The following is a 23,991-nucleotide window of genomic DNA, read 5'->3' on the forward strand; positions in this document are numbered from 1 at the left end:
TGGCCGGCCCGCCCTGTGGGGCCATGGGGAGGCCGAGTGTAGCGAAAATCGCCGCCGGGATCACGAGTTGAACGGTTGCATGGGCGGTGCTGCCTCTGACTGGCGCCTTAGCACTGGCCCTGATAGGGGGTCAGTTGCAGCTGATCCTCCCGGATGGCGAAGTGGATGGGGCCGTGCTCGATGTCGACCCTGTTGTGGTGATGGGCCATCTCCACCTCGACGCCGGGGAAGAGGCGCTGGGTGGCGATGATGTCCATGTTGGCCATGAGCGCCTGCAGCGCTTGCTGCGCCTCGACCAACTGCTCGTCTAGGGATCTGCTCTCGTCGAGCTGGCGGGTGCGCAACGCCTTGATCTTCTGCAGGGTCTCGGGATTGCGCTTGTCGCCGGGCAGTTGCAGCAGCCGCAGGATGAGGTCCTGCAGCTTGTCTATCTGCTCCCGGCAGGCCTGCTTGCGCTGGCGCAGGGCCAGCTCCTGCTCCTTCTGGCTGAAGTAGCCGCCGAGGATCTGCAGCCTGGTCCGGTTCGCCGCCGAGGCCCCGAGCACGGGGGCCATGATGAGCCGGTTGGCGATGTTGACGCCGCCGATGAGGTGACCCTTGCGCATGGCGCTGTCCCCCACCTTCAGATCCTGGCCGCTGCGGCAGTAGCAGTGGCTGAGCTGGCTCAGGATCTGGATGTCGCCGTCGGCCTCCAGCCTGGCGTACTGGGCATAGCCGGCGTGGATCTCGCCCCCGGCGTTGAGGTGGCAGAGGTACTCGTCCTCCCCCTGCTTGCGGCCTATGATGCCGTTGCGCACCGTGATGGTGCCGCCTGACTCGATATAGCCCCCCTCGACGAAGCCGCCGATCACCACGTCCCCGCTGGTCTTGACGCGCATGCCGGGCATGACGTCCCCGGTGACCAGCAGGGAGCCCTCGAATTCGACGTGACCATGGCGGATGTCGACCTGCTTGACGCTCAGCACCTCGTCCACCCGCATGCCGGCCCGCTCCTGGCACGGCAGGCCGGGGCGGGTCGCCAGCAGCAGATCCGGATCCTCGGGGGAGAGGCAGGTGCCTTCCCCCGCCGTCATGGCGCTCTCCTTGCCGGACCTGGCCGGCAGCACCTGGCCCGTCACGGTGAAGCCGTCCACGCCCTGGGTGGCGGGGTGGCGGCGCATCAGCGCAGCCCCCGCCTTGACGGTGAGCAGAGTTCCGAGGTCGCGCATGTCCACCTTGCCGTGGTCCAGCTCCTGGGGAGTCAGGATCCGCTCGGCCGCGGTCGCCACCAGTCTCTCCAGGCGGGTATCCAGGCCGTGCTTCGCCGCCTTGCCCAGGGCGATCACGGGGCTGAGCAGGGCGCCGGGGGCCGCCTCGCCGGCGGCCTGGACGGCGGCGGCGAGCAGCCGCTCGCTCACCCCCTGTTTGACCGGGCTGGCCGCCAGGGCTTCCCTCAACTGCGCCAGGGTGAGGGGCTGGCCGCCCCAGTCGGCGGTGATCTGCGCCCTGGCGCTCATCTGGTCCTTGTCCACCTGGATCAGCAGCCTGGCGTCCTGGCGCCGGGCCACGGGCACGGGCGGGTGGGCTGGGGCATCCGGCGTTGACGTCAGGGTGTTGAGCAGGGTGACGGCCTCGCGGATCCCCTCGTCGAGGGGTTGATAGCGCCGGCAGTTTGAGAGGCGCAGCAGGGCCAGGACATCGTCCTCCCGGATGGGCTCGGTGAGGCCAGGGGCGATGCGCAGGCAGACATAGCTCATGTCGGCCGACAGCTGAAACCACGCTTTGCTTAACACCGGGTGCCTCCCTCGTTGCGCCTGTCCGGCTTGCCCGAACGGGGCAGGTCCTTGCCGAAAACCGATGCCGCCGGGGCGGCCCAGGTCGCAGTATTCGGGTATTTTTCCTTCCGGGTCAACGATCTGAATGCAAATGGGTGAACCGGGTTGAGGAAATATCGGCTGACGGGAGAGGGGCGGAGTCGGCACATGCCATGTGCCGCATTGCGGCTTTTTAGCGCTACATGCTGAATTTTTATGCTTTCGCTATCCAGAGTGTCAATCAAGTTGAGAGTGGCAATACGATTCACCTTGCCAGGCAGGAAGAGAGAGATTTTAATCTGCCGCCGCCCCAGGGAGATGGCCCTGGTCGCCACCGACCAGCCCCTTTTTTTGTCCAACCGAACGAGCCCCATGACCGCCCAAGGCCACCTGCTGTTTTCCGTCACCTGCGTCCTGCTTGCCCACAAGGCCGAGCTCACCCCGGCCCTGGCCGATGCCAGCCTCTGGCACCTGGTCCCCATGGCCCTGGCCAGCGCCCTGCTGCCGGATCTGGACCATCCCCACTCCCTGCTCGGGCGACAGCTGCCCTGGCTCTCGGGGCCCCTCTCCCGCCTGTTCGGCCATCGCGGCTTCACCCACAGCCTGCTGGCGGTGGGGATGGGGGTCTGGGGGCTGGCACAGGTGGAGGCCCCCTGGCTGCTGTCGGGGGCGGTGAAGGATGCCCTCATCGTGGGCTATCTCAGCCATCTGCTGGGGGACTGGCTCACCCCCATGGGGATTCCCCTGCTCTGGCCCTGGCGTCGGCGTTTTCGCCTGCCCGGCCTGCCCCTCAGGAGTGGCGGGGGTTACGAGAGGGCCTTCTGCCTGCTGACCCTGGCGCTCGCCGGGTACTGGGTCCACGGGGATCTGGGGTTTGCCGCCTTCTAGTGCGAAGGTTCAGCCTTGGCGCCTGGCCGTTCTCGTCAGGGTGAGGTAGTCGGCGAGCACCGGCAGCCCCTGCAGGTGGCGGCGCAGCATGTCGAGGGCGGCGAAGGCGAGGATCCGGCGCCCGCTCTCGGGATCCGGGTGGCTGACCTTGAGGGTCTGGCCAAACTGCCGCCCGTCGACGCACAGCAGCAGGGGCACGCCGTCCGGCCCGGCACGGCCTATGGTGAGGCTCAGGGGCGCGGCGGGCACCGCCAGCTGCATCAGGTCGGCGGGGAGGCTGTGGCTGAAGTGCGCCTCCAGCCCGGGGTGGAAATGGCACATGGCCAGCAGGGCGCCCCGGCTCTCCCCTTCTCGCAGGTGCAGCGGCCGCGCGCCCAGCAGGGCCAGGATCTGGCTGGCCGGCGCCTCGTTGCCCCGTCCCACCAGCCAGGGCGCAATCTCCCCCAGCAGGCGCGCCTCGGCGGCATCCATGTCGGCGGCGCTGGCCCCGTGGCCGATGAGCTTGAGCTCGATGAGCGGCATGGACGAGCGGTAGCCCAGCTCTATGCCGGAGGGCCAGGGGGCCGCATCCAGCCGGTCCGAGAGGGCGGATTCCGAGATGCCGAAGGTGTAGAAGCGGCGCAGCTCGGTATCCGTCGCTTCCCCCGCCAGCGCCTTGAGACGCGGCATGATCTGCTCGCGCACCATCTGCTTGAACTCGAACGGCACGCCCGGGGTGAAGAAGAGTCGGCTCTGGCCCTGGCTGGCCGGGTGGCTGACCACAAAGCCGCAGGCGGTGCCCACCGGGTTGTCGAGGATCTCGCAACCCTGTGGCAGCCAGGCCTGCTTGGCGTTGCTGGCGGCCATGGTGCGGCCACGGCTGGCGTAGCGCTCGGCCATGGTGGCGAGCCAGTCGGGGAACAGGGTCAGGGGTTGGTCGAACGCCTCGGCTGCCGCCTGGGCGGTGAGGTCGTCGGCGGTGGGGCCGAGGCCGCCGCACACCAGCACCACCTCGGCGCGTTCGCTGCTCTCGCGCAGCACGGCCTTCAGGTCGGCGAGATTGTCCCCCACGGTGGCGCGGCGGCGCACCTGCCAGCCCTGCTCCAGCAGCAGGGCGCTGAGCCAGGCGGCATTGGTGTCCACCACCAGGCCGGTCACTATCTCGTCGCCTGTGCTGATGATCTCGATGCGCATGGGAACTCCTTGGGTGGGCGGCACCCGATCAGGGCTTGCCGTGTTCGAAGTAGTAGCTGATCCGGGTGCGCGGGTTGAGGTACTCGAACACCGCTGGGGGCAGGCGTTTGGGGTGGATCACCTTGGCGATGGTCAGCCCGGCCTCGTCGAGGTCGATGATGGCCGCCTCCTGGCGCGGGATGCGGGGATCATACACCAGCACCGCGGGGTAGAGCAGGCGGGAGGCGTTGACCGACATCACCAGGCCCACCTGGCCGTTGGAGAGCTGCACCACGCTGCCCGGGGGGTAGACCCCCATCAGGCGGATCAGCATGCCGAGGTGATCGGCGTTGAACTGGGCCTTGCGCTGCTTGTAGAGGCTGCCGAGGGCCGAATAGGGCACCTTGGCCTGCAGGTGGCAGAGGTTGTCGTACTCGTTGATGAGGGAGACGATCTGGGTGAGGGGATCGAGCTGGGTGCCCCTGAGCCCCTGGGGCCCGCTACCATCCAGGTATTCGTGGTGGTGCTGCACGATGAGCTTGGCGGGATCCGGAAAATCCTTGGCCAGGCTCAGCAGCTCCAGCCCGTAGCGCGGGTGCTGGGCCATCAGGTTCAGCTCAGGCTTGGTGAGCGGCTCCGTCTTGCGCAGCAGCTGGCTCGGCAGCTTGAGCTTGCCGATGTCGTGGAACAGGGCCCCCATGCCGACCTGGCGGATCGCCTCGGCCGGCAACTTGCACTCCCTGGCCAGCAGCATGCTGAGCACGCTGACGTTGAGGGAGTGGAACTGGAGGCTGTTGCCGTCCGCGCTGTCCGACACCAGGTGCAGCACCATCTCGTCCACCGACAGCAGCTGCTCCGTCATGGCGTTGATCAGCTCCTGGGCCTCGTTGATGGCGTTGAGGGGACGGGACTGGATCTTGCCCATCAGGTTGCGCACCTGGGCCAGGGACTGGCGGAACTGTTTCTCGCACTGCTGCAGGTCGCGGCGATAGCGCTGCAACTGCTCGATGCGCCGGGTCTTCTCCTGCTCCATCACCTGCTGGCGGGCGACGAGCGCCTCGCCGTCCTCCTCGTGGGAGGTGTCCTGGCCGAGGGGCTTGGGGGGCGTGTCGCTCTTGTCGGGGATGATGGTGACCAGCTTGAGGCCGAGCCGACGGATCAGCTCTATCTCCTCCTCGCTCTTGAGCTTGAAGCTGGAGAACAGGAAGGGGTGTTCACGCCACCCCAGCGGCAGGGAGACGTAATTGCCGACTTGCAGCCGGTCGACCGAGATCTTGATTCCTGTCATGGGGTTGGGCACGAGAGACACACTGAGCCGTATGCTAGTCAAAGGCCGGGGTGAATACAAAAGGTATCTGATGACAGGATGAGCGCTTTATTATAGGCTTCTAGATGTCCAGACATATTTACCGATGCAGTACAGGGAGTCAGCATGCCGATCAAGATCCCGGACCAGTTGCCCGCCGCCGAAGTGCTGGGGCAGGAGAACATCTTCGTGATGACGGAATCCCGGGCCGTCACCCAGAACATCCGCCCGCTGCGGGTGCTCATCCTCAACCTGATGCCCAAGAAGATCGAGACCGAGATCCAGCTGATGCGAATGCTCTCCAACTCGCCGTTGCAGGTGGACGTGGATCTGCTGCGCATCGACGATCGGGAGTCGAAAAACACGCCCCAGGCGCACCTGGAGAACTTCTATCACGACTTCGAGCAGGTGCGCGGCAACAACTATGACGGCATGATCATCACGGGGGCGCCGCTCGGGCTGGTGGAGTTCGAGGAGGTGATTTACTGGCCCCGCATCGTCGAGATCATCGAGTGGTCCCATCAGCACGTGACCTCCACCCTGTTCCTGTGCTGGGCGGTGCAGGCGGCGCTCAAGGCGCTCTATGGCATGGAGAAGCAGACCCACGGCGAGAAGCTCTCCGGGGTCTATCGTCACCACCGTCTCGACGAGCACGAGCCGCTGCTGCGCGGCTTCGACGACGAGTTCGTCGCCCCCCACTCCCGCTACGCGGCGTTCGACGGGGATCTCATCCGTGCCCACACCGATCTGCAGATCTTCGCCGAGTCCGAAGAGGCGGGGGTCTATCTGGCGGCGACCAAGGATTGCCGCCAGGTGTTCGTCACCGGTCACCCAGAATACGATGCCCTGACCCTGGACGGCGAGTACCGGCGGGATCTGGCGGCCGGCCTCTCCCCTGTGGTGCCGGTCAACTACTACCCGGACAACGACCCGGACCAGACCCCGCGCGCCACCTGGCGCAGCCACGGTCACCTGCTGTTTTCCAACTGGCTCAACTACTACGTCTATCAGTTGACCAGCTACAGGGTGGAAGACATCGGCAAGGTGTTCACCTACCAGCAGCCCAAGGGGCAGTAACGCCTCAGTCGGCCCCGACCAGCCGCCGTCCCCGGGTGTCGAGCCAGTGGCGGTGGCTGGCCAGGGTGAAGGCGCGGGGCCGCCTGGCCCGGATGCAGGCCATGGCCTCCTGCTGGGGCTGGCCCTGGCTCATCAGCAGCAGGGCCGCCGCCAGCCCGGTGCGACCGCTCCCCCCGTGGCAGTGAATGGCCAGGTGGCGCCCCTCCCGCAGCAGGGTGAGCAGCTCGGGCAACACCCTGGGCCAGGCCCGCTCGAAGGCGTCGTCAGGGGCCTGGTCGTCCGCGACGGGCAGGTGGAACCAGCCCATGCCTCTGGCCTCCACCTGTGAGCCGAGTGTTCCCATGCCGAGGTCGGCCAGCTCGGCCTGCGTCATCAGGGTGAGCACTCCGCCGGCACCGGCCAGCTGCAACTGGGCCAGAGCCTGTTCCATGGGGACCTGCTGGCTGCCGGGGCAGGGGGTGAGCAACAGCTGGCCGTCGAGGCGCAACACCTCCAGGCTCCAGAAAGGGTGGGCACTGAGCATGGGGGGCCTCGTGGTGGCTGGGATAGGGATAGGCGGATGGCATGGCCTCCCGCTGGGGTGCGGCACAGCATAGGGGCGCCGGGGGCGATGTCAATCCGCGTTGTGTTCGTCCCGGTTTACGGGCAGAGTTTAAAAATATCGAGCGATGGAAGGAGTAGAGATGAGAAACCTGGATCAACTGGACTTGGACATCCTGGCCCATCTGTTTCGCGATGCGGGCATGACCAACAAGGACTTGGCGGCCCTGGTCGGGGTGGCGCCGTCCACCTGCCTGGAGCGGGTGCGCAAGCTGCAGCAGGACGGGGTGCTCAAGGGGGCACACTGCGAGGTGGACTACCAGGCCCTGGGCGGCCACATCCAGGCCATGGTCTCGTTGCAGCTGGCGCGCCACAGCCGCCAGATCATCGATGCGTTTCGCGACGCCATCCTGGCGCTGCCCGAGGTGATCAGCCTGTTCCACATGGGCGGCAAGGATGATTTCCTGGTGCACCTGTGCGTCTCCGACACCGAGCACCTGCGCAACTTCGTGTTCGATCACTTCACCTCCCGCGAAGAGGTGGTGCACCTCGAGACCTCCCTGGTGTTCGAGCACAGGTTCAGCCGCTCCCTGCCCTGCTTCCCCCATGCCTGAGTCTCCTTCGTCCATGGCGAGGGGTGAAGGTGCGCGAGGTGGCCTGACCTGCCTCCGGCGGCAGCCGGAACGGGCGGATCCGGGGCCAGCCCGGGCCACTACGAGATAAACGGCTGAAAAAACTGTGATCCTCCCGGCAAAGCGGGGAGGGTTGCTTGCCTATAATGGCGCCGAATTTCTCAATCGGAGCCGAAGGGATGCCGGTCTTTATCGATGTGGAATATCTGCGGGGATGGTGCCTGTTCGTGGTGCTCTCCGACGGCGTCACGGGCGTACTGGATCTGACCCCCTGGCGCCACCAGCCCCTGTTTGCCGCCATCGACACCGAGCGACGCTTCGCCCGTGTCTTCATCAATCGCCGCCACCAGTTGGAGTGGCCCGCAGGCTGCACCCTGTCGGCCCAGGAGGTCTACCACCTGATCCTGCCCATCGACGAGCGCGACGCCTTCCACGATCGCAATGCGCATTGAGCGTGGCCTGCTAACTCGTTGAGGCAGGTAACGTTTTCAGTCACAGACCCGCTCTGCTCCGGCCGTTATCATGGCCTCAAAGGCGGCGCCTTTTGCGCCGACACCACCACAGCGGGAAGATAACAATGAAACAAGGAACGTTGCGTCGTGGCGGCCTGATCGGGGCCGCCCTGTTACTGACGGCTTGCGGCAGCGGGGGCGGTGGCTCCAGCACCGAGACCGAGCCGCCGGTGGTCAATCCTGTCCCCCCGGCTGCTGCCCGCGCCTGTTACGGGGATGATCAGCCGGCCTGCAACCTGAGAACCTACCAGGTGATGGTGGAGTCCTTCGTCGATGGCGATGGCAGCGCCAACTACGGCGTCGGCTACGGCCCCTCCCGGCACAACGGCGATCTGCAGGGGATCATCGACAGCCTGGACCACATCAAGAGCCTCAACGTCAACGCCATCTGGCTCACCCCGGTGTTCGACTCCTGCGCCGGCCAGGCCGGGGACGACCGGCTGGACGCGACCGGCTACTTCGCCTGCGACTTCTTCAACGTGGATCCCAACTTCGGCAGCAACGCCCAGCTCAAGACCCTGGTGGACGCGGCCCACCAGCGCGGGCTCCATGTCTTCCTCGACGGGGTGTTCGGCCACGTCAACAAGGTGGGGGTGAGCAAGCCCTCGCCGGAGGGGCGCCTGCCCGCCCTCAAGAGCGGCGGCGCTGGCTACCCGGGCCAGCTGGTGGACTACAGCCAGCCCGAGAGCCTGGCCTACTTCAAGGAGGTGGCCCGCTACTGGATCGAGCAGTACGGCATCGACGGCTGGCGCCTCGATCAGGCCTATCAGCTCGGCCTCGACGACTGGCGCGCCATTCGCACCGAGGTGGAGCAGGCCAGCGCGGCACGCAAGGCCGCCGGCCTGCAGTGGGGCACGCTCGGTTACATGGTGGGGGAGGTGTGGAAGGGGGCCGACGACATCCGCAACGAGGCCTATGGCTCGAGCGACAACCCGGCGCTCTCCTCGGCGTTCGACTTCCCGCTGCGCTACGGCCTGGTGCAGGCGCTGGCGGTGGAGGAGTCCGGCAAGGGCGGGCAGGGGGCCAGCGTGCTCGATGCCAGCTGGAACAGGGTGGAGAACTACCCGAACCACGCCATGCCGAACCTGATGCTGGGCAACCATGATCTGGTGCGCTTCGGCGATCTGCTGGAGCGTGGCAACTTCAACCAGGCGGACTACTGGCAGCGCCACAAGGCGGCCTTCAGCTTCCTGGCGGCCCGCTCCGGTCCCATCACCCTCTACTACGGCGAGGAATTTGGCGACGAGGTGCCGGGCTTTGCTGCCCAGGTGGGCGGTGACTGTGCGGCCCAGGGATTGTGTGACGATCACGTGGCCCGCAGCGACGGCAAGGTGCCCGGTGTCACCGGCTTCGTCCCGAGCGGCGAGCAGGCCGAGCTCAAGCAGTGGCTGAGCGAGCTGCTGGCCCTGCGCGCCAAGCATCCCGCCCTCTATCAGGGGGAGCGGGTCAAGCTGGTGGCGGACGGCAGCGTCTACGGCGATCTCAAGCAGACGGCGAGCGAGCAGATCGTCTACCTGCTCAACGTCTCCAGCACGCCCCAGAGCTACAGCCTGCCCCTGGCCAAGCTGCGCAGCGGCAGCGCCCTGGTGGATCTGCAGAGCGGCGAGCGCCTGACCCTGGGGAGCAGCAGCCTGACGGTGGACTTGCCGCCCCTGACCGGTCGCTTCCTGTTGCTGCAATGACGCCTGTCCCGGCAATGAAGAGGGCCCCGCTACGGGGCCCTTCTTGTTTCTGGCGGGTCAGGAGGCGCCCTGCCCCCGGTTCTCCAGCCGCTGGCGGAAGGCCCGGGCGAGGCGCTCGTAGAGGTCCTTGGCCTCCCTGTCTTCGATATCGCCCCGGATCCAGGGGTTGTCGATGATCTCCAGCAGCACGCAGCCCTGGCCCTGCTGGCGCAGATCCACCCCGAACAGGCCGTTGCCGAGCTGGTGGACGGCGCGGCGGGCGGTCTGCAGCACCCGCTCCGGCACCTCGCTAAGGGGCAGCGCCTCGATCCGGCTCATGTCGAGGGGGTGCTTGCGGCGGCGGATGCGGTTGCCGGGTTCGGGTCGGTAGCGGCGGCAGGCGAACAGCGGCGAGCCGTCGAGAAAGCCGATGCGCCAGTCGAACTCGGCGGGGATCCGGCTCTGCACCAGCAGCAGGGCGGAGCGGGCCAGCCCCTCGTCCAGCAGACGGGCGAGCTGCTGCTCGTCGCTGGCCATGGCGAGATCCCGCCCCTGGGCGCCGTCGGGGATCTTCACCATCAGTGGCAGGCCGAGGCGCTGCACCAGCTCGTCCACGTGCTGGCGGCCGCGCCGGGTCACCACCATGGTGGGGGGCATGGCGACGCCGCTGCGCACCATCAGCTCGTAGAGGTAGAGCTTGTTGCTGCAGGCGAGGATGGCGCGGGAGCTGTCGATCACCGGCATCTTGAGCTGCTCGGCACGGCGGGCGAATTCGAAGGTGTAGTGGCCCACCGCGGTCTCGGCGCGCAGCCAGAGGGTGTCGAACTCCGGCAGCCGCTCGATGGCCGAGGGGGCCAGGATCTCGGCCCGGATCCCCTGGGCGGCGGCCGCCTGGATGAAGCGCTCGAGCGCCAGGGCATCGCTGCTGGCGCGACCATCCCCCTGATCCACCAGGATGGCGAGCTGGTAGCGCGGCGCCGCCTGTTCCTCGTCCCCCGCACCGGCCAGGGCCTGGGCGTGCTGCAGCATCAGCGCCTTCTCGCTCGGGCTCAGCGCCAGCGGCGACAGGCTCTCCTGCTGGCGCACCGACCAGCCGTGGCGGCCGCGCTTGAGGGTCAGCTCCTGCAGCGGCAGCTGGCTCAGGCCGTAGTAGTAGCGGGCCAGCCCCGCCAGCTCGCTCTGCTCGCACTGGCCGAAGATGGCGCGCACCCGGATCCTGTCCTCGCTCTGCTGGGCCAGCCAGCCCTGCAGCTTGCGCCAGAGCTTGGCGGGGGGCTGCTGGGGTTGCAGCCGGCTGATGGCCTGCAACCCCGGCAGGCAGTGGTGGCCGCGGGCCTGGGCCAGCAGGGAGCAGTAGTAGCCGGCGCTCAGGTGTTCCAGCGAGCGGCAGAGGTTGATGATGCGCGGGCGGCCGCCTGTGGTGGGCAGGCCGTGCTGCAGGTAGGTGCGGGCGGTCAGCAGATAGTCGGCATGGCAGGGCCAGTCGCCCGGCTCCTCGACGATGACATAGGTACTCATATTTTCGGCTCCACAGAAAGGGCTGCCAGAAACGGCAGTATCCCCAGTGGGCTTCGATGCACCGACAAGCACGACAATGGCGCGAGGGGAAACAAGAGGTTACAGTGCCTAATATTCTGCCTTGGTAACTTGTGATACAAGTCGCATTTCTGGTGCTGAGGATAAATAACCGAACAAGGACTCCCCGTGTTGACCGTGCGCGTCGCCCGAACCGACGATCTGGGCGCCATCGTGAAGCTGGAACGCTACTGCTTTCCCCCCGAGGTCGCCTTCGGCCGCAGCCGCTGGCACTATCTGCTCAATCAGGCCAAGGGGCGCACCCTGCTGCTGCAAGACGAGAAGGCGCAGGTGATGGGCTATTTGAGCGTGCTGGAGCACAAAGGCTGGGATCGCCTCATCATCCAGACCCTCGCCATCCGCTGGACGGTGCGCCGCCAGGGCTGGGCACGCCGCCTGCTGGAGCAGGTGATCCGGGAAGGCCGCGAGGCGGGGTGGGGGGCCATCCGGCTCGAAGTCGCCGACGCCAACCTCGAGGCCAGAACCCTCTATCAGGGGCTGGGGTTTCGCCCAAGGCTACGGCTGCCGGACTACTACGGGCCCGGCCAGCATGCCCACCGCCTGGTGCTGGTGCTGGATGACGAGGGGCAGGACCCATCATGAGCTGCGAGGATTGCCTGGCCACGGCCATCAGGGCCAGGCTGGGGCGCTGCCCGGTCTGCGCCGTCCAGACCCTTCTCACCGGGGTCGTCGGCTGGCTGGTGTGGTGGTGGTGCGGCGCCAACACCTCGGTCAACGCCCTGACCGGCCTGCTGTTTGCGCTCGGGGGCTCGGGTCTCTTCCTGCTGCATCTGGCGGCCTTTGCATGGCGCAAGCTGGCGAAGCGAGACAGATAAGGTGCTGATTTTTCAAGAAGACAAATAACAATGGAGGTTCACATGATTGCAATGGTAACGGGCGCCTCGTCCGGCTTTGGTGAGGCCATCAGCCGTCTGCTGGTGAGTGCCGGCCATCGGGTGATCGGCACGGGTCGCCGCGCCGAACGGCTGGCCGCCCTGGCCGAGGAGCTGGGCGAGCAGTTCCTGCCCCTGGTGTTCGACGTGCAGGACAAGGCCACTACCCATGCCGCCATCGCCGGGCTGCCGGCCGCCTGGCAGGAGGTGGATCTGCTGGTCAACAACGCCGGTCTGGCCCTGGGGCTGGAGCCCGCCCACAAGGCAGATCTCGAGGACTGGGAGCAGATGATCGCCACCAACGTCAGCGGCCTCACCCTGATCACCCGCTTGCTGCTGCCGGGCATGGTGGCGCGCAACCGCGGCCACGTCATCAACATCGGCTCCATCGCCGGCACCTACCCCTATCCGGGTGGCAACGTCTACGGCGCGACCAAGGCCTTCGTGAAGCAGTTCAGCCTCAACCTGCGCGCCGATCTGGCGGGCACGGCGGTGCGTGTCACCAACGTGGAGCCCGGCCTGTGCGGCGGCACCGAGTTCTCCAACGTGCGCTTCCACGGGGACGATGCCAAGGCAGCCACCGTCTACCAGGGGGTGCATGCCATCCAGCCGGAGGATATCGCCAATACCGTGCTCTGGATCAGCGAGCAGCCCGCCCACGTCAACATCAACAGCATCGAGATCATGCCGGTGGCCCAAACCTTCGGCCCGCTGCATATCAGCCGCCGCTGAGGCCGGTCTGGTGACTCACCAACCCAAGAGAGGCGCCCTTCGGCGCCTCTTTTTATGGCGCCGCTGCCGGGTGCCGTCGCCCTGGGTTGTCTGGCGCGCGGTACTCAAGTTGGCCCGCAATTTGCTGTACTCAGGCCATGGCGGGGCGAGGGGCCCCAAAGGCCGGTGCGACCGGCAGTCAGCGTGGAGTCTTCATGGATATCAAACCCTATGGTCAGCAGCTCGCCCAGAGTGCGTCCCAGAGCCGTGCCCTGGCGACCCTTGGCGACAGCGACGACAAGCAGAGCGGCTGGTCTCAGCAGGTCAGTCTCTCCAGCCAGGCGCTGACCGGCAAGGCGCAGCAGGCCCTCACCTACGAGCATCTGGCCAGGAATGGCAAGAGTGCGGCCCTGACCGGCGGCGTCAAGGATGCGCGGGTGCAGCAGATGGTGGACAAGGCCCTGGGCTTCGATCGCAAGAAATTTGACGATCTCGAGAGCCAGATCAAGCGCCTGGCCGACGACAAGACGCTCTCGGACGAGGAACGGGAGAGCCAGACCCAAGGGCTCACCGAGCAGCGCGATGCCATGCTCAAGGCGGCCATGGATCGCCTCACCGGCAAGTCGTCGCCCGTTCAGGCGTGACCGGATTGGCAAGGCTGGCGCCAGGGGACAAGGCGTCGAGCTCCCGGGGGCGCCGGGCCGGATAAAGCAGGGAGGGTCGTGGCCCTCCCTGCCCAGAGGGGATCAGGGCTGTTTCGGCGCTATCCCGATGGCGATGGCCGTGGTCTGCACCGCCTTGATCTGATCCCCCTTGGCGATCAGGGCGAACTGGGCCGGATCCTTCACCTGGATGCTGAGGGTCTTGTCCACCCCCTTGACCCGGATGGTCTGCTGCGCCTTGTCGACGTCGATGACGTCCGCATAGATGGTCACCTGCATGCCGGCGCCCGCCGCCGGCTGTTCTCCCGGGGCGGCCTTGCCCCCTTCCACTTCCACCACCCGCTTTCTCACCCCGGCGGTGCCCTTGAGCAGCGTCAGATCCAGCAGTTGCAGGTATCGTAAGGCCACCACGTCCCCCACCTTGAGGTTCTGGAGGTTGGCCACCTCTTCCCCGGCGACCAGATCGAACGCCTTGCCTTCGGCGTTCGTGAGGCTGACCTTGCGGCTGGCCAGGTCGATGGCGGTCACCGTGGCTTCGGCGGTCAGCTCTTCTGCCAGGCTGGCCTGGCCCGGGGTGACCGCCACATTGGTGGTCACCTGGGCGGCCTGTATCAGGGGATGAGTGCAGAGGGCGAGCGCTCCGGCAATCCATGCGTGCTTCAGTTTCATGATTGAGACCCTGTGGCTGGGAACGGGACCCCGAGAGGGGTCATGACGGCGGGAAGGGCGACACGCCGCTCCCCGCTACCAACATAGCAAAGTCGCACCTGAGTACCATCATGCCGGATGCAGGTCATCGCCGTTTTGACGGCGCGCTCTCGTTTTGACCTGGTGGCACGGCGGGCGCACAATCCCCCTGCATGCATTCAACCGAGGGCTCTGCCGTGTACAACTTCCAATATGCCAACCCCACCCGCGTCTGTTTCGGCGAGGGCCAGATCGCCAGGCTGCCTGAACTGATCCCGGCCGGCAGCCGCCTGCTGGTGCTCTACGGCGGTGGCAGCATCAAGCGGAACGGGGTCTATGAGCAGCTGACCCAGGCGCTGGCGGGACGGGAGTGGCTGGAGTTTCCCGGCATCGGCGCCAACCCCCAGTACGATCAGCTGATGGAGGCGGTGGCCCTGGTCAAGCGCGAGCGCATCGACTTCCTGCTGGCGGTCGGCGGTGGTTCCGTGGTGGATGGCAGCAAGTTCGTGGCCGCCGCGGCCTGCTTCGAAGGGGCGGACCCCTGGGAGATCCTGCTGCACAAGGCCCCCGTCGAGGCGGCGTTGCCGCTCGGCTGCGTGCTGACCCTGCCGGCTACCGGTTCGGAAAGCAACCCGGCCGCGGTGGTGAGCCGGGGGGAGGCCAAGCTCTCCTTCATGAACCCGCTGGTGCAGCCGGTGTTTGCGGTGCTGGATCCCACTACCACCTACAGCCTGCCGCCGCGCCAGGTGGGCAACGGCGTGGTGGATGCCTTCGTTCACATCATCGAGCAGTACCTCACCTTCCCGGTGGGGGGCGAGGTGCAGGACCGGCTGGCGGAAGGGCTGTTGCAGGTGCTGGTGGACAACGGCCCGCGGGTGCTGGCGGAGCCCGCCAACTACCAGGTGCGCGCCAACCTGATGTGGGCGGCCAGCCTGGCGCTCAACGGCCTCATCGGGCGCGGCGTGCCGCAGGACTGGTCCACCCACGCCATCGGTCACCAGCTCACCGCGTTGCACGGGCTGGATCATGCCCAGAGCCTGGCGGTGGTGCTGCCCTCGTTGCTGCGCGAGCAGGCATCCCAGAAGCAGGAGAAGCTGGCCCAGTTCGCCGAGCGGGTATGGCACTCCGGCCGCGAGGACAGGGCGCTGCGCATCGAGGAGGCGATCATCCGCACCGAGCAGTTCTTCCAGCAGATGGGGGTGGGCACCCGCCTCACCGACTACGGCCTGGATGCGCGCTGCATCCCGGGGATCTGCTCCAACCTCAAACGCTTCGGCCTGACGGCCCTCGGGGAGCAGCAGGACATCGACCCCGACAAGGTGGCCAGGATCCTTTCCCACGCGCTTTAAGTCAGGGGGCCAGCACCTGGCAATCATAGTGGCGTGGATCCTCTTCCACGCCCTCTGATCACCGGCTGGCCAACGGAAAAGAAAACGCCCCGATCTTCGGGGCGTTTTGCATGGTGTTGCCTGTCGCACAGCCGCTTATTCGGCGCTCTGGTCCAGCTCGCGCTCCAGCGCCGCCGCCTTCTGGCGGGCCGGATGGGTATTGAGCCGCTGCCAGTAGGCCTCAAGGTGCGGGAATTGGGCCAGCTGGTCGCTCTGGGCCAGCAGGTCCACCAGGAAGGAGTTCAGTATGTCGGCGCCGGTGAGGCGATCGGCCACCAGGTAGCGGCGGCTGGCCAGCACCTCATCGAGGTAGCCCAGCACCTTGGCGCACTCTGCCTTGGCGTAGCCCGGCAGGAAGCGCATCGGGCTGCCATCCTTGCGCACGAAGATGTCGAGCAGCAGCGGCAGTATGCCGGAGCTCTCGGCGAAGTGGAGCCACTGCAGGTATTCGGGGTAGTCGGGGCTGTCCGTGGCCGGCGCCAGCCGCTCGGGGGCGTGGCGGGCGATCAGGTATTCGGTGATGGCGCCGGATTCCGCCAGCACCCGGCCGTCAAACTCGATGACAGGTGACTTGCCGAGGGGGTGGATGGCCTTGAGCTCGGGGGGCGCCAGGAAGGTGGCGGCATCGCGCTGGTATGCCTGGATCCGGTAGGGCAGGCCCAGCTCTTCGAGCAGCCAGATGATGCGCTGGGAGCGGGATTTGTTCAGGTGGTGCAGGACTATCATGAAAACCTCGACGGGGTGACGGAAGGGCATGATACGCGCCGGCACTGAAACTGGTTCACCGGCTCACAGAAGAAAAGAGCGGGGCTGCCCCCGCTCTGCTGCTGGCTCAGGCCTCCAGCGCCTGATCCAGGTCCGCCAGTATGTCCTCGATGGCCTCGATCCCCACCGACAAGCGGATCATCTCCGGCTTGACCCCGGCCTTGGCCTGCTCCTCTTCGCTCAGCTGGCGATGGGTGGTGGAGGCGGGGTGGCAGGCCAGGGACTTGGCATCCCCGATGTTGACCAGCCGCTTGAAGATCTTGAGGGCATCGTAGAAGCGCACCCCCGCCTCGTACCCCTCCTTCAGGCCGAAGGAGAGGATGGCCGAGGGGCGGCCGGCCATGTACTTCTCCGCCAGCGGGTAGTGGGGGTGGCCCGGCAGGCCGGCGTAGCTGACCCAGGCCACCTTGGGGTGATGTTTGAGGTGATGGGCCACCCGCAGGGCGTTGTCCACGTGGCGCTCCATGCGCAGGCTCAGGGTCTCCAGTCCCTGCAGCAGCAGGAAGGCGTTCATGGGGGCCAGCGCCGCGCCCGTGTTGCGCAGCGGCACTGTGCGCACCCGGCCGATGAAGGCCGCCGGCCCAAAGGCCTCCGTATAGACCACCCCGTGGTAGGAGGGCTCGGGTTGGGTGAGCTGGGGGAAGCGCGCGGCGTGGTCCGCCCAGGGGAACTTGCCCGAGTCGACGATGACCCCCCCCAGCGAGTTGCCGTGGCCACCCACGTACTTGGTGAGGCTGTGCACCACGATGTCGGCGCCGTGTTCGATGGGCTTGCACAGCACAGGGGTGGCGACCGTGTTGTCGACAATCAGCGGCACGCCGCGGGCGTGGGCCACCTTGGCGAAGGCCGCCAGATCGACGATGTTGCCGGCCGGGTTGCCGATGCTCTCGCAGTAGACCGCCTTGGTTTTGTCGTCGATGAGGGCGGCGATGGCCTCGGCGCTGTCATCCCTGGCGAAGCGCACCTCGACCCCGAAGCTCGGCAGCATGTGGGCAAACAGGGTGTAGGTGCCGCCGTAGAGCTGGGGCGTGGAGACGATATTGTCGCCGGCGGCGGTCAGCGCCTGGATGGCGTAGGTGATGGCGGCGGAACCCGCCGAGACCACCAGGCCGGCGATCCCCCCTTCCAGGGCGGCCATCCGCTGTTCCAGCACGTCGTTGGTGGGGTTCATGATGCGGGTGTAGATGTTGCCCGGCACCGCCAGATTGAACAGATCCGCCCCGTGCTGGGCGCTCTCGAACTCGTAGGCCACCGTCTGGTAGATGGGTACGGCCACCGCCTTGGTGGCGGGATCGTGGGAAAAGCCGTGGTGCAGGGCCAGGGTCGCATCTTTCATCACACACTCCTTGTTGGATGTCGCCATTATGGATGGATAGACGTCCAATCTAGCAGGCCCGGCGCCGATGTAAACCACCCAATCCGGTAAAGCAATGCCGGCACGCTGCGGTGGCCATGGGGCCAGTCCGGGGCGGGGTCAGAGGCGGCGGCGATACTCCCTGTCGTCTATCTGGTGCATGTCCCACTGCATCAGGCGGTTGAGCTGGCTCATGGGGTCCTCGATCAGGGTCAGGGGACGGGGCAGGATCCGCAGGAAGTAGCGGCGCAGGGTCTGCTGGATCCGGTTCGGCTTGGGGGTGGCGGCTTGGCTCATGATGGTGCTCCTGTGCTGTGGTGTTCACGTTCGCCAGCAGTATTGAGCTAAAATGAGGAAGTAAAAACTGATGACTTTTCTCACAAGGATTTCCTCTTTTATGCCCAGCAGCCGCCTCTATCAGCAGTTTCAACGGCTCGCCCAGCAGCTTGGCGGCGACGAACGGGAGACAAGCCTCGCCGAGGTGGCGGAGCTGCTCTGCTGCACCCCGCGCAACGCCCGCCTGCTGCTGCGCCGCATGCAGGAGCAGGGCTGGCTCGACTGGTCGGCCGAGGCAGGACGGGGGCGGCGCTCCCGCCTCACCCTGCTGGACAACCAGGAGAGCCTGACCCGCCGCCGGCTGCGGGAGCTGCTGAGCCAGGGCCAACTCGCCCAGGCGGTGCGGCTGGCGGAAGATCGGCTGGACCTGCTCACCCCGCTGCTCATCGAGCAGCTCGGTCAGGCCACCCGGGAGGGGCGCCAGATCCTGCGGGTGCCTTACTACCGGCCACTGCCCCAACTGCTGCCTACCGGCCCGCTGCGTCGCTCCGAAATCCACCTGAGCCGTCAGATCTTCAACGGCCTGACCCGGCGAAATGAGGAAAATGGGGAAATCGAGGGGGATCTCGCCCACCACTGGGAGTGCCTCGGCCCCTGCCACTGGCGCTTCTACCTGAGGCCGGCGGTGCGCTTTCACCACGGCCGCGAGCTGGTGGTGGAGGACGTGACGGAGAGCCTGCAGAGCCTGCGGGATCGTCCGCTGTTCGCCCATCTGGCGCGGCTGGAGAACCCCTGGCCGCGCACCCTGGATCTGCACCTCGACAGCCCGGATCCCCTGCTGCCCCACCTGCTGGCCGAGCCGGTGGCCGTCATCCTGCCGCGCGAGCTCAAGGGGGAGGCGGGCTTTGCCCTGCAGCCGGTGGGCACCGGCCCCTATCGGGTGACCGCCAACGATCCCCTGCACCTGTGCCTGGAGGCATTCGACGACTACTTCGGTCTGCGCGCCCTGCTCGACGAGATCGACATCTGGATGCTGCCGGAGCTGGCGGAGCGGCTGGAGAGCCACCTGCAACTGGGGCGTGACAGCCCGGAACTCGGCACCATGCGCGGTGAGTCCGAGCTCGAATCGGGTTGCTACTTCCTGCTTCAGGACGACAGATCCCCCCTGCTGCAGGATCCTGCCCTGCGCCAGTGGCTGAGCCGGCTGCTCAACCCCATCGCCCTGATGGCGCGGGTCGCCCCCGAGCTGCAGCGGGGCTGGACCAGTGCGCTGGGCCTGCTGCCCCATTGGCGCGAGACCCAGTCCGCCCCCGAGCCCACGCCGACCCGTTTGCCGGAGCGGCTGGTGCTGGCCTGCTTCAACCAGCACCTGGAGTTTGAGGAGTGCGCCGGCGCCATGGCCGGCCTGCTGGCAGAACAGGGCATCGCGCTCGAGGTGCGCACCCTGGATTACGGCCGCTGGGTGAGCGGGGCGGACGAGGACGTGGATCTCTGGCTCGGCACCCTCAACCTGGAGCACGAGCACGCCTTCGCCCCCTACGCCTGGCTCCAGGGCACCCCCTTGCTGCGCCGGGTATGGGGGGGACGACAGGCCCTGTGGCAGGGATTGACGCAGTGGCGTGCCAGCGGCGTCGAGCCCGGCCCGCGCGCCCTGCTGGCCGAGGTGCAACGCCAGGGCTGGTTCGTGCCCCTGTTCCACCACTGGCTGGAGCTGGAGAGCCGGGTCGGCGTGCACGGCGTGCGGATGACGGCCCTGGGTTGGTTCGATTTTCGCAGCGCCTGGCTAAGGCCCGAGCAGGGCATGGCGGCGCCGGAAACCGGAGAGGGCTCTCAGCCGAAGCGCGGGATGCTTGAGTCCTGAGGATGGGCGCGCTAGCCTGTGCGCGGTCCCACGACAAGGAGTCGACATCCATGCTGGAAATGCAGATCCAACCCCGTTTTCAAGAGACGGACGCCCTCGGCCACATCAACAACACGGTGCCGGCGGTCTGGTTTGAATCGGCCCGCGACCCGCTGTTTCGCCTCTTCTCCCCCGAGCTGGACGTGCACGACTGGCATCTGATCATCGCGGGCTATACGGTGCAGTTCAAACGGGAGCTGTTCTATGGCCAGCAGGTGTCGATCAAAACCGGGGTACGCCGCATCGGCACCAGCTCCTTCACACTCTGGCAGGAGGCCTGGCAGGGCGGCGAGCTGGCGGTGACCGCCGAGACGACCCTGATCCATTTTGACTACCGGACCCGCCAGTCCATCCCCCTGAGCGAGGCTCACCGGGAGGGGCTGCGGGCCTGGTTGGTAGAGAGTTAATCCGGCCTTCTGGCCCATCACAGGACAACTATGCGCAACACCCTGATCGCTCTCACGCTGGGACTCTGCTCCCTGCCTTCCCTGGCCGCCACCCTGGCCGAACAGTTCACCCTGATGGAGAAGGGGGCCGAGGGCGCCCTCGACACCCGGCTGTTCAGCCACGACGGCGTCGACATCAAGGCCTGGGTCGACGGCAAGCCCGTCATCATCGCCGTGCCCATTCTGAACGAGCAGGGCAAGCAGGAGGGGGAGAGCCGCTACTACTTCAAGGGGGGCAAGCTGTTCGGGGTCAAGGAGCCCGCCGCCCAGTTCGCCTTCGATGACAAGGGCACCCTGACCCAGTGGCTCGACGACAAGGGCCAGCCGGCGGAGTTCGTCAGCAAGATGAGCATGCAGCAGCGGGAGGCCTGGCTTACCAGGCGGGCGGCCGAGCTGGGCAGGCTGTTTGCGCCTAGCCCTGCCGAGGAGCAGGCCGCCAAGGGCGTCAAGCTGAAGGGGGCGGAACTCGCCCACTGGCTCTGCAACGGCAAGCTGATGGCGCTCGCCGGAGGAGACAAGGTGACCTTCGAGCAGACCAGGCTCAAGACGAGTGCCGAGGGTATCGAGGGGGAGGTCTCCCTGCGCAGGGAGAAGGGGTGGCAGGATCTCTGCCTCACCTGCGAGGTGCAGGGCGCCCGGGTGACCCGCCTCACCTGGCAGCCGCTGCCGGGGGCCAACAAGCCGCTGTAAGCACGGTTGCAGCATGAAGCAAGGGGGCCCAGATCTGGGCCCCCTTTTTATTTATTGCGGTGACGACTCGCCCAGCCTGAGCCGGGCGAGGGCTTCCGCCCGCCGCCACTGCGCTGGCTCGAACCAGCGCGCCAGTATCTCCGGCTGCTGTTCGGCCCGTCGCTCGGCGGGCAGGGGCTTGAGTTCGGCCAGATAGCCGGCCAGCTGCCGCTCGAACCCCTGCTGGCTCTGAGTCAGCTGATGCAGCCTATCCGCCGCCTCCGGCCCCAGCCGCTCCCGCAGCACTGCGTCGCGCTCGGCCGGCGCGACCTGCTCCAGGCGCCGCAGATCCCCGAGCAGGCGGCCGTTGGCCTCCGCCTCCCGAAACCATTGGGGCTGCTCCGCCAGCCAGAGCTCTAGTTCGCTGGCCAGCAGCGGCTTGTCGGCATCGCCAGCCTCCGCCAGCGCCTTGCGCCTCAGGGTCCACTGCTCCATCAGCCTGTCTTCGGCAAACAGTGGCTCCTGCTCGGCCGGGGAGAAGTGCTGTCGGCGCAGTCGCTCGCGCTCGTCGAACAGCTGCTGCAGGCTGGCAAGGCCAGGATCCGTCGGCACCGTCAGCCCACCCTCCGCCCTCAGAAACTGCCGGTAGCGGGCGAGCATGGGGTCTGCGTCCCCCGTCTCCCCCTGCGCCAGCCGCTGGGTCAGCTGGTGGCGCAGGCTCCCCTGCTCGGGGGCCGCCGCCAGATCAGGGGCAGGTTCGGGCCAGAGCAGGAGTGTGCCCAGCAGGGCCGCGGCCAGGGAGAGGCTGACCAGCAGGAGCCGTCTCATAGCCCCAGCCTCTGCAGGCGGTTGGCGTGCTGGCGATACAGGGTCACCGGGTCGGTATCGAACAGGTGGTGGATGCCGAACGACTGGTTCACCTCGTCCAGATGGTTCATCCGGTAATCGGTGCCGATCACCTTGCCGAGGTGACTGCTGCAGACCCCGACCAGGCCGTCATTGGGTTCGCCGAAGAAGGTGCCGGTCAGCGCCAGCGCCGGATCCACCGGATCCAGGATATTGGTCATGTTGCCGCGCCCGCTCCAGGAGAAGTAGTAGACACCGTTGGCGGCCAGCATGGGCCCTTCGCCACAATGCTGGCTGGGGAGCCCCTCCGGATAGCGCTGGTTGAAGCGCTGGGCGCCGGCGCTGGTGAGGGCATCCAGGGAGGCGAGGGGATCCTGGGGGAGGTCGGCGCCTCCGGAGAGCAGGGAGATGACCCCGGAGAGCGCCGAGGCGGCGGCCACCGCCAGCGTTTCTGCCGCCGAGCCCGGCGCCACCTTGGCGCGCACCAGGTCGGCGATCTCAGAGCCCTGGTTGACCCCGCCCACGCTGGTGGCGGAGGCGACCAGCTCGGGGGCGACCGAGGCCACGTAGCGAATGGTGGGGCCGCCGTGGGAGTGGCCGATGAGGTTCACCTTCTCCGCCCCCGTGATGGCGATCACCTGCTGCACCTGCCTGAGCAGCTGTTCGCCGCGCAGCTCCGAGCTCTGGGTCGCCGAGACCTGGGCCACGTAGACCCTGGCGCCATCCCGGGTCAGGGCCTGGGGGATGCCGTAGAAGTAATCGACCCCGAGCAGCTTGTCGAAGCCGAACAGCCCGTGCACCAGCACTATGGGGTAGCGAGTCTGGGTATAACCCGCGCTCTGGCCCAGCATGGGCAGGGCGCACAAGAGCACCAACAACCATCTCTTCATCTTCACCATCCTTGTGAACGTCGGCTGCCCATCCGGCAGCGACCGGCCTCATGCCGGTGACATTAGCATGGTGGTCGAACTCAAATGCATCTGTGGATGGGATCACTAAACCGGGGATTGCAGAAAAACCCTACCCATATGGGCAAGAAAGGCCGCGCCAACTATTCCTTGTGTCCGCCCATCAAATAAGTTAAATAATAATTATTATCATTTGAGTGGTCGAGTCATGACGGGAACCTGGGTGAAGGGGTGGATAGGCACCACAGAGGCGGACAGCAGCATGGCGCACTGGAAGGCGCAGACTCTGAGCGGCAATCGCCATTTCGATGCGGGGGAGCATGCCAGGGCGCTCGACTGTTACCAGCAGGCCCTGTGGCTGGCTCGCCAGCAGTTTGCCGACTGGCACGATGCCGACGAAGCGGTAGCGGCCCTGGTGGTGGCCCATCACAACCTGGCGGATCTGCTGGTGGCCATGGCGCTGCCGGACAGGGCGGCCGACCTGCTGTGCCACGTGCACGATTGCCTGCTCGCCACCAGCCAGTCCCCCACCAGTTCCGCTGCCCTGCGGGAGGCGGCTCTTCGCCACGCCCGCAGCACCCGTACCGAGCTGCTCGCCTTCGTGCGCAGGCACGGCCACCACGACGGCATCCTGCGCTGTCTCGGCCAGTGCCTGTGCCAGGCCGAGAGAGCCCCGCAACTGCATTAATCACGATAAACAGAGGTGACCATGAGCCATACCCTGCCCGCCCTTGCCTATGCCTACGACGCACTGGAACCCCACATCGATGCGCTGACCATGGAGATCCATCACGGGCGTCACCACCAGACCTATGTCACCAACCTCAATGCGGTTCTGGCCGATCTCCCCGAGCTGGCGACCCTGCCGGTGGAGGAGTTGCTCACCCGTTTCGACAGCCTGCCGGCCTGGGTGCAGGGAGCGGTGCGCAATCACGGCGGTGGCCATGCGAACCACAGCCTGTTCTGGCAGGTGATGAGCCCTCGGGGCGGTGGCGAGCCGGGCGGGGCGCTGGCCGCGGCGATCGATCGGGATCTGGGCGGGCTGGAGGCCTTCAGGCAGGCCTTTACCCAGGCGGCCCTGAGCCGTTTTGGCAGCGGCTGGGCCTGGCTGGTGGTGGACCAGAGCGGCAAGCTGCGGGTGGTGAGCAGCGCGAACCAGGACAGCCCCCTGATGGAGGGGCTGGTGCCCATCCTGGGGCTGGATGTGTGGGAGCACGCCTACTACCTCAAGTACCAGAACAAGCGTCCCGACTACATAGCCGCGTTTTACAACGTGATCGACTGGCCCGAGGTGGCGCGCCGCTACCAGGACGCGTTGGCATGACCAGCCCGATTGCCAGATGAAAGAGA

Annotated in this window: 26 protein-coding genes; 15 read left to right on the forward strand and 11 right to left on the reverse strand. The window is 66.9% G+C overall.

The features are described 5' to 3' along the window. Positions 1-107: 107 nt before the first annotated feature. Positions 108-1,772 (reverse strand): DUF342 domain-containing protein, encoded by a 1,665-nt coding sequence (locus tag AB5Y72_RS15345; protein ID WP_368199183.1) that lies wholly within the window; start codon positions 1,770-1,772, stop codon positions 108-110. A 393-nt stretch (positions 1,773-2,165) separates the two neighbouring features. On the opposite strand from AB5Y72_RS15345, the gene AB5Y72_RS15350 reads away from it, so the two are divergent. Further along, complete coding sequence (locus tag AB5Y72_RS15350) at positions 2,166-2,681, forward strand: metal-dependent hydrolase (protein ID WP_325783494.1); 516 nt, start codon at positions 2,166-2,168, stop codon at positions 2,679-2,681. Positions 2,682-2,690: 9 nt separating this feature from the next. Here AB5Y72_RS15350 and AB5Y72_RS15355 read toward each other — a convergent pair whose 3' ends face one another. Both AB5Y72_RS15355 and AB5Y72_RS15360 read right to left on the reverse strand, forming a co-directional pair. After that, complete coding sequence (locus AB5Y72_RS15355) at positions 2,691-3,854, reverse strand: CinA family nicotinamide mononucleotide deamidase-related protein (protein WP_219143393.1); 1,164 nt, start codon at positions 3,852-3,854, stop codon at positions 2,691-2,693. Positions 3,855-3,882: 28 nt separating this feature from the next. Next, positions 3,883-5,121 (reverse strand): HD-GYP domain-containing protein, encoded by a 1,239-nt coding sequence (locus AB5Y72_RS15360; protein WP_216991161.1) that lies wholly within the window; start codon positions 5,119-5,121, stop codon positions 3,883-3,885. Between the two features lie 144 nt (positions 5,122-5,265). On the opposite strand from AB5Y72_RS15360, the gene metA reads away from it, so the two are divergent. Then, positions 5,266-6,216: a homoserine O-succinyltransferase gene (metA, locus tag AB5Y72_RS15365; protein ID WP_042077510.1), complete on the forward strand. Its 951-nt coding sequence runs from the start codon at positions 5,266-5,268 to the stop codon at positions 6,214-6,216. 4 nt (positions 6,217-6,220) lie between these two features. Here the strand turns inward: metA and AB5Y72_RS15370 are convergent, their stop codons facing one another. Then, positions 6,221-6,739: a tyrosine-protein phosphatase gene (locus AB5Y72_RS15370; RefSeq protein WP_368199185.1), complete on the reverse strand. Its 519-nt coding sequence runs from the start codon at positions 6,737-6,739 to the stop codon at positions 6,221-6,223. 160 nt (positions 6,740-6,899) lie between these two features. On the opposite strand from AB5Y72_RS15370, the gene AB5Y72_RS15375 reads away from it, so the two are divergent. From AB5Y72_RS15375 to AB5Y72_RS15385, 3 genes are all read left to right on the forward strand, one after another. Then, on the forward strand, positions 6,900-7,370 hold the full coding sequence (locus AB5Y72_RS15375) for an Lrp/AsnC family transcriptional regulator (protein WP_042077514.1): 471 nt from the start codon (positions 6,900-6,902) through the stop codon (positions 7,368-7,370). 197 nt (positions 7,371-7,567) lie between these two features. After that, on the forward strand, positions 7,568-7,840 hold the full coding sequence (locus tag AB5Y72_RS15380; protein WP_042077515.1) for a DUF2442 domain-containing protein: 273 nt from the start codon (positions 7,568-7,570) through the stop codon (positions 7,838-7,840). Positions 7,841-7,965: 125 nt separating this feature from the next. Beyond that, positions 7,966-9,582, forward strand: a complete 1,617-nt coding sequence (locus AB5Y72_RS15385; RefSeq protein WP_325783496.1) for an alpha-amylase family protein — start codon at positions 7,966-7,968, stop codon at positions 9,580-9,582. Positions 9,583-9,639: 57 nt separating this feature from the next. Here AB5Y72_RS15385 and AB5Y72_RS15390 read toward each other — a convergent pair whose 3' ends face one another. Further along, the gene (locus AB5Y72_RS15390) at positions 9,640-11,079 is read right to left on the reverse strand and encodes a RimK family protein (protein WP_325783497.1); all 1,440 of its coding nucleotides are present in this window, start codon (positions 11,077-11,079) and stop codon (positions 9,640-9,642) included. A gap of 186 nt (positions 11,080-11,265) precedes the next feature. On the opposite strand from AB5Y72_RS15390, the gene AB5Y72_RS15395 reads away from it, so the two are divergent. The 4 genes from AB5Y72_RS15395 to AB5Y72_RS15410 all read left to right on the forward strand — a co-directional run bounded on the left by AB5Y72_RS15395 (position 11,266) and on the right by AB5Y72_RS15410 (position 13,384). Further along, positions 11,266-11,739 (forward strand): GNAT family N-acetyltransferase, encoded by a 474-nt coding sequence (locus AB5Y72_RS15395; RefSeq protein ID WP_368199188.1) that lies wholly within the window; start codon positions 11,266-11,268, stop codon positions 11,737-11,739. Beyond that, positions 11,736-11,972 carry a DUF3624 domain-containing protein gene (locus AB5Y72_RS15400; protein ID WP_216991156.1) on the forward strand — a complete coding sequence of 79 codons (237 nt, stop codon included), beginning with the start codon at positions 11,736-11,738 and terminating at the stop codon, positions 11,970-11,972. Before AB5Y72_RS15395 ends, AB5Y72_RS15400 begins: the two co-directional genes overlap by 4 nt. A gap of 42 nt (positions 11,973-12,014) precedes the next feature. Further along, positions 12,015-12,761, forward strand: a complete 747-nt coding sequence (locus AB5Y72_RS15405; RefSeq protein WP_216991155.1) for an SDR family oxidoreductase — start codon at positions 12,015-12,017, stop codon at positions 12,759-12,761. Positions 12,762-12,955: 194 nt separating this feature from the next. Further along, a complete protein-coding gene (locus tag AB5Y72_RS15410; RefSeq protein WP_042077531.1) occupies positions 12,956-13,384 on the forward strand; it encodes a hypothetical protein in 429 nt (142 codons plus the stop codon). Between the two features lie 102 nt (positions 13,385-13,486). Here AB5Y72_RS15410 and AB5Y72_RS15415 read toward each other — a convergent pair whose 3' ends face one another. Beyond that, complete coding sequence (locus tag AB5Y72_RS15415) at positions 13,487-14,071, reverse strand: hypothetical protein (RefSeq protein ID WP_325783498.1); 585 nt, start codon at positions 14,069-14,071, stop codon at positions 13,487-13,489. Between the two features lie 191 nt (positions 14,072-14,262). On the opposite strand from AB5Y72_RS15415, the gene AB5Y72_RS15420 reads away from it, so the two are divergent. After that, on the forward strand, positions 14,263-15,438 hold the full coding sequence (locus AB5Y72_RS15420) for an iron-containing alcohol dehydrogenase (RefSeq protein WP_325783499.1): 1,176 nt from the start codon (positions 14,263-14,265) through the stop codon (positions 15,436-15,438). A gap of 135 nt (positions 15,439-15,573) precedes the next feature. Here the strand turns inward: AB5Y72_RS15420 and AB5Y72_RS15425 are convergent, their stop codons facing one another. From AB5Y72_RS15425 to AB5Y72_RS15435, 3 genes are all read right to left on the reverse strand, one after another. Continuing rightward, positions 15,574-16,203: a glutathione S-transferase gene (locus AB5Y72_RS15425; protein ID WP_325783500.1), complete on the reverse strand. Its 630-nt coding sequence runs from the start codon at positions 16,201-16,203 to the stop codon at positions 15,574-15,576. Between the two features lie 106 nt (positions 16,204-16,309). After that, the gene (locus AB5Y72_RS15430; RefSeq protein ID WP_325783501.1) at positions 16,310-17,578 is read right to left on the reverse strand and encodes an O-acetylhomoserine aminocarboxypropyltransferase/cysteine synthase; all 1,269 of its coding nucleotides are present in this window, start codon (positions 17,576-17,578) and stop codon (positions 16,310-16,312) included. A gap of 138 nt (positions 17,579-17,716) precedes the next feature. After that, positions 17,717-17,893, reverse strand: a complete 177-nt coding sequence (locus AB5Y72_RS15435; protein WP_084202829.1) for a hypothetical protein — start codon at positions 17,891-17,893, stop codon at positions 17,717-17,719. Positions 17,894-17,993: 100 nt separating this feature from the next. Here AB5Y72_RS15435 and sgrR point away from each other — a divergent pair, with 100 nt between their 5' ends. Genes sgrR through AB5Y72_RS15450 form a run of 3 tightly spaced genes read left to right on the forward strand, consistent with a single transcriptional unit; the run spans position 17,994 to position 20,908 of the window. After that, on the forward strand, positions 17,994-19,733 hold the full coding sequence (gene sgrR / locus AB5Y72_RS15440) for an HTH-type transcriptional regulator SgrR (RefSeq protein ID WP_325783502.1): 1,740 nt from the start codon (positions 17,994-17,996) through the stop codon (positions 19,731-19,733). A gap of 50 nt (positions 19,734-19,783) precedes the next feature. After that, positions 19,784-20,179, forward strand: coding sequence for a thioesterase family protein (locus tag AB5Y72_RS15445; RefSeq protein WP_042077546.1), 396 nt, complete (start codon positions 19,784-19,786; stop codon positions 20,177-20,179). A gap of 30 nt (positions 20,180-20,209) precedes the next feature. Continuing rightward, on the forward strand, positions 20,210-20,908 hold the full coding sequence (locus AB5Y72_RS15450; protein WP_216991148.1) for a hypothetical protein: 699 nt from the start codon (positions 20,210-20,212) through the stop codon (positions 20,906-20,908). A gap of 51 nt (positions 20,909-20,959) precedes the next feature. Here the strand turns inward: AB5Y72_RS15450 and AB5Y72_RS15455 are convergent, their stop codons facing one another. Next, complete coding sequence (locus AB5Y72_RS15455) at positions 20,960-21,715, reverse strand: lipase secretion chaperone (protein WP_325783503.1); 756 nt, start codon at positions 21,713-21,715, stop codon at positions 20,960-20,962. Next, the gene (locus AB5Y72_RS15460) at positions 21,712-22,623 is read right to left on the reverse strand and encodes a triacylglycerol lipase (RefSeq protein WP_216991146.1); all 912 of its coding nucleotides are present in this window, start codon (positions 22,621-22,623) and stop codon (positions 21,712-21,714) included. Before AB5Y72_RS15460 ends, AB5Y72_RS15455 begins: the two co-directional genes overlap by 4 nt. Positions 22,624-22,903: 280 nt before the next feature. On the opposite strand from AB5Y72_RS15460, the gene AB5Y72_RS15465 reads away from it, so the two are divergent. Continuing rightward, a complete protein-coding gene (locus AB5Y72_RS15465; protein WP_325783514.1) occupies positions 22,904-23,329 on the forward strand; it encodes a hypothetical protein in 426 nt (141 codons plus the stop codon). A gap of 21 nt (positions 23,330-23,350) precedes the next feature. Then, positions 23,351-23,965, forward strand: coding sequence for a superoxide dismutase (locus AB5Y72_RS15470; protein WP_325783504.1), 615 nt, complete (start codon positions 23,351-23,353; stop codon positions 23,963-23,965). The last annotated feature ends 26 nt before the right edge of the window (positions 23,966-23,991 follow it).

Source organism: Aeromonas sp. R7-4 (assembly GCF_040908055.1).
Taxonomy (GTDB): Bacteria; Pseudomonadota; Gammaproteobacteria; order Enterobacterales; family Aeromonadaceae; genus Aeromonas; species Aeromonas sanarellii.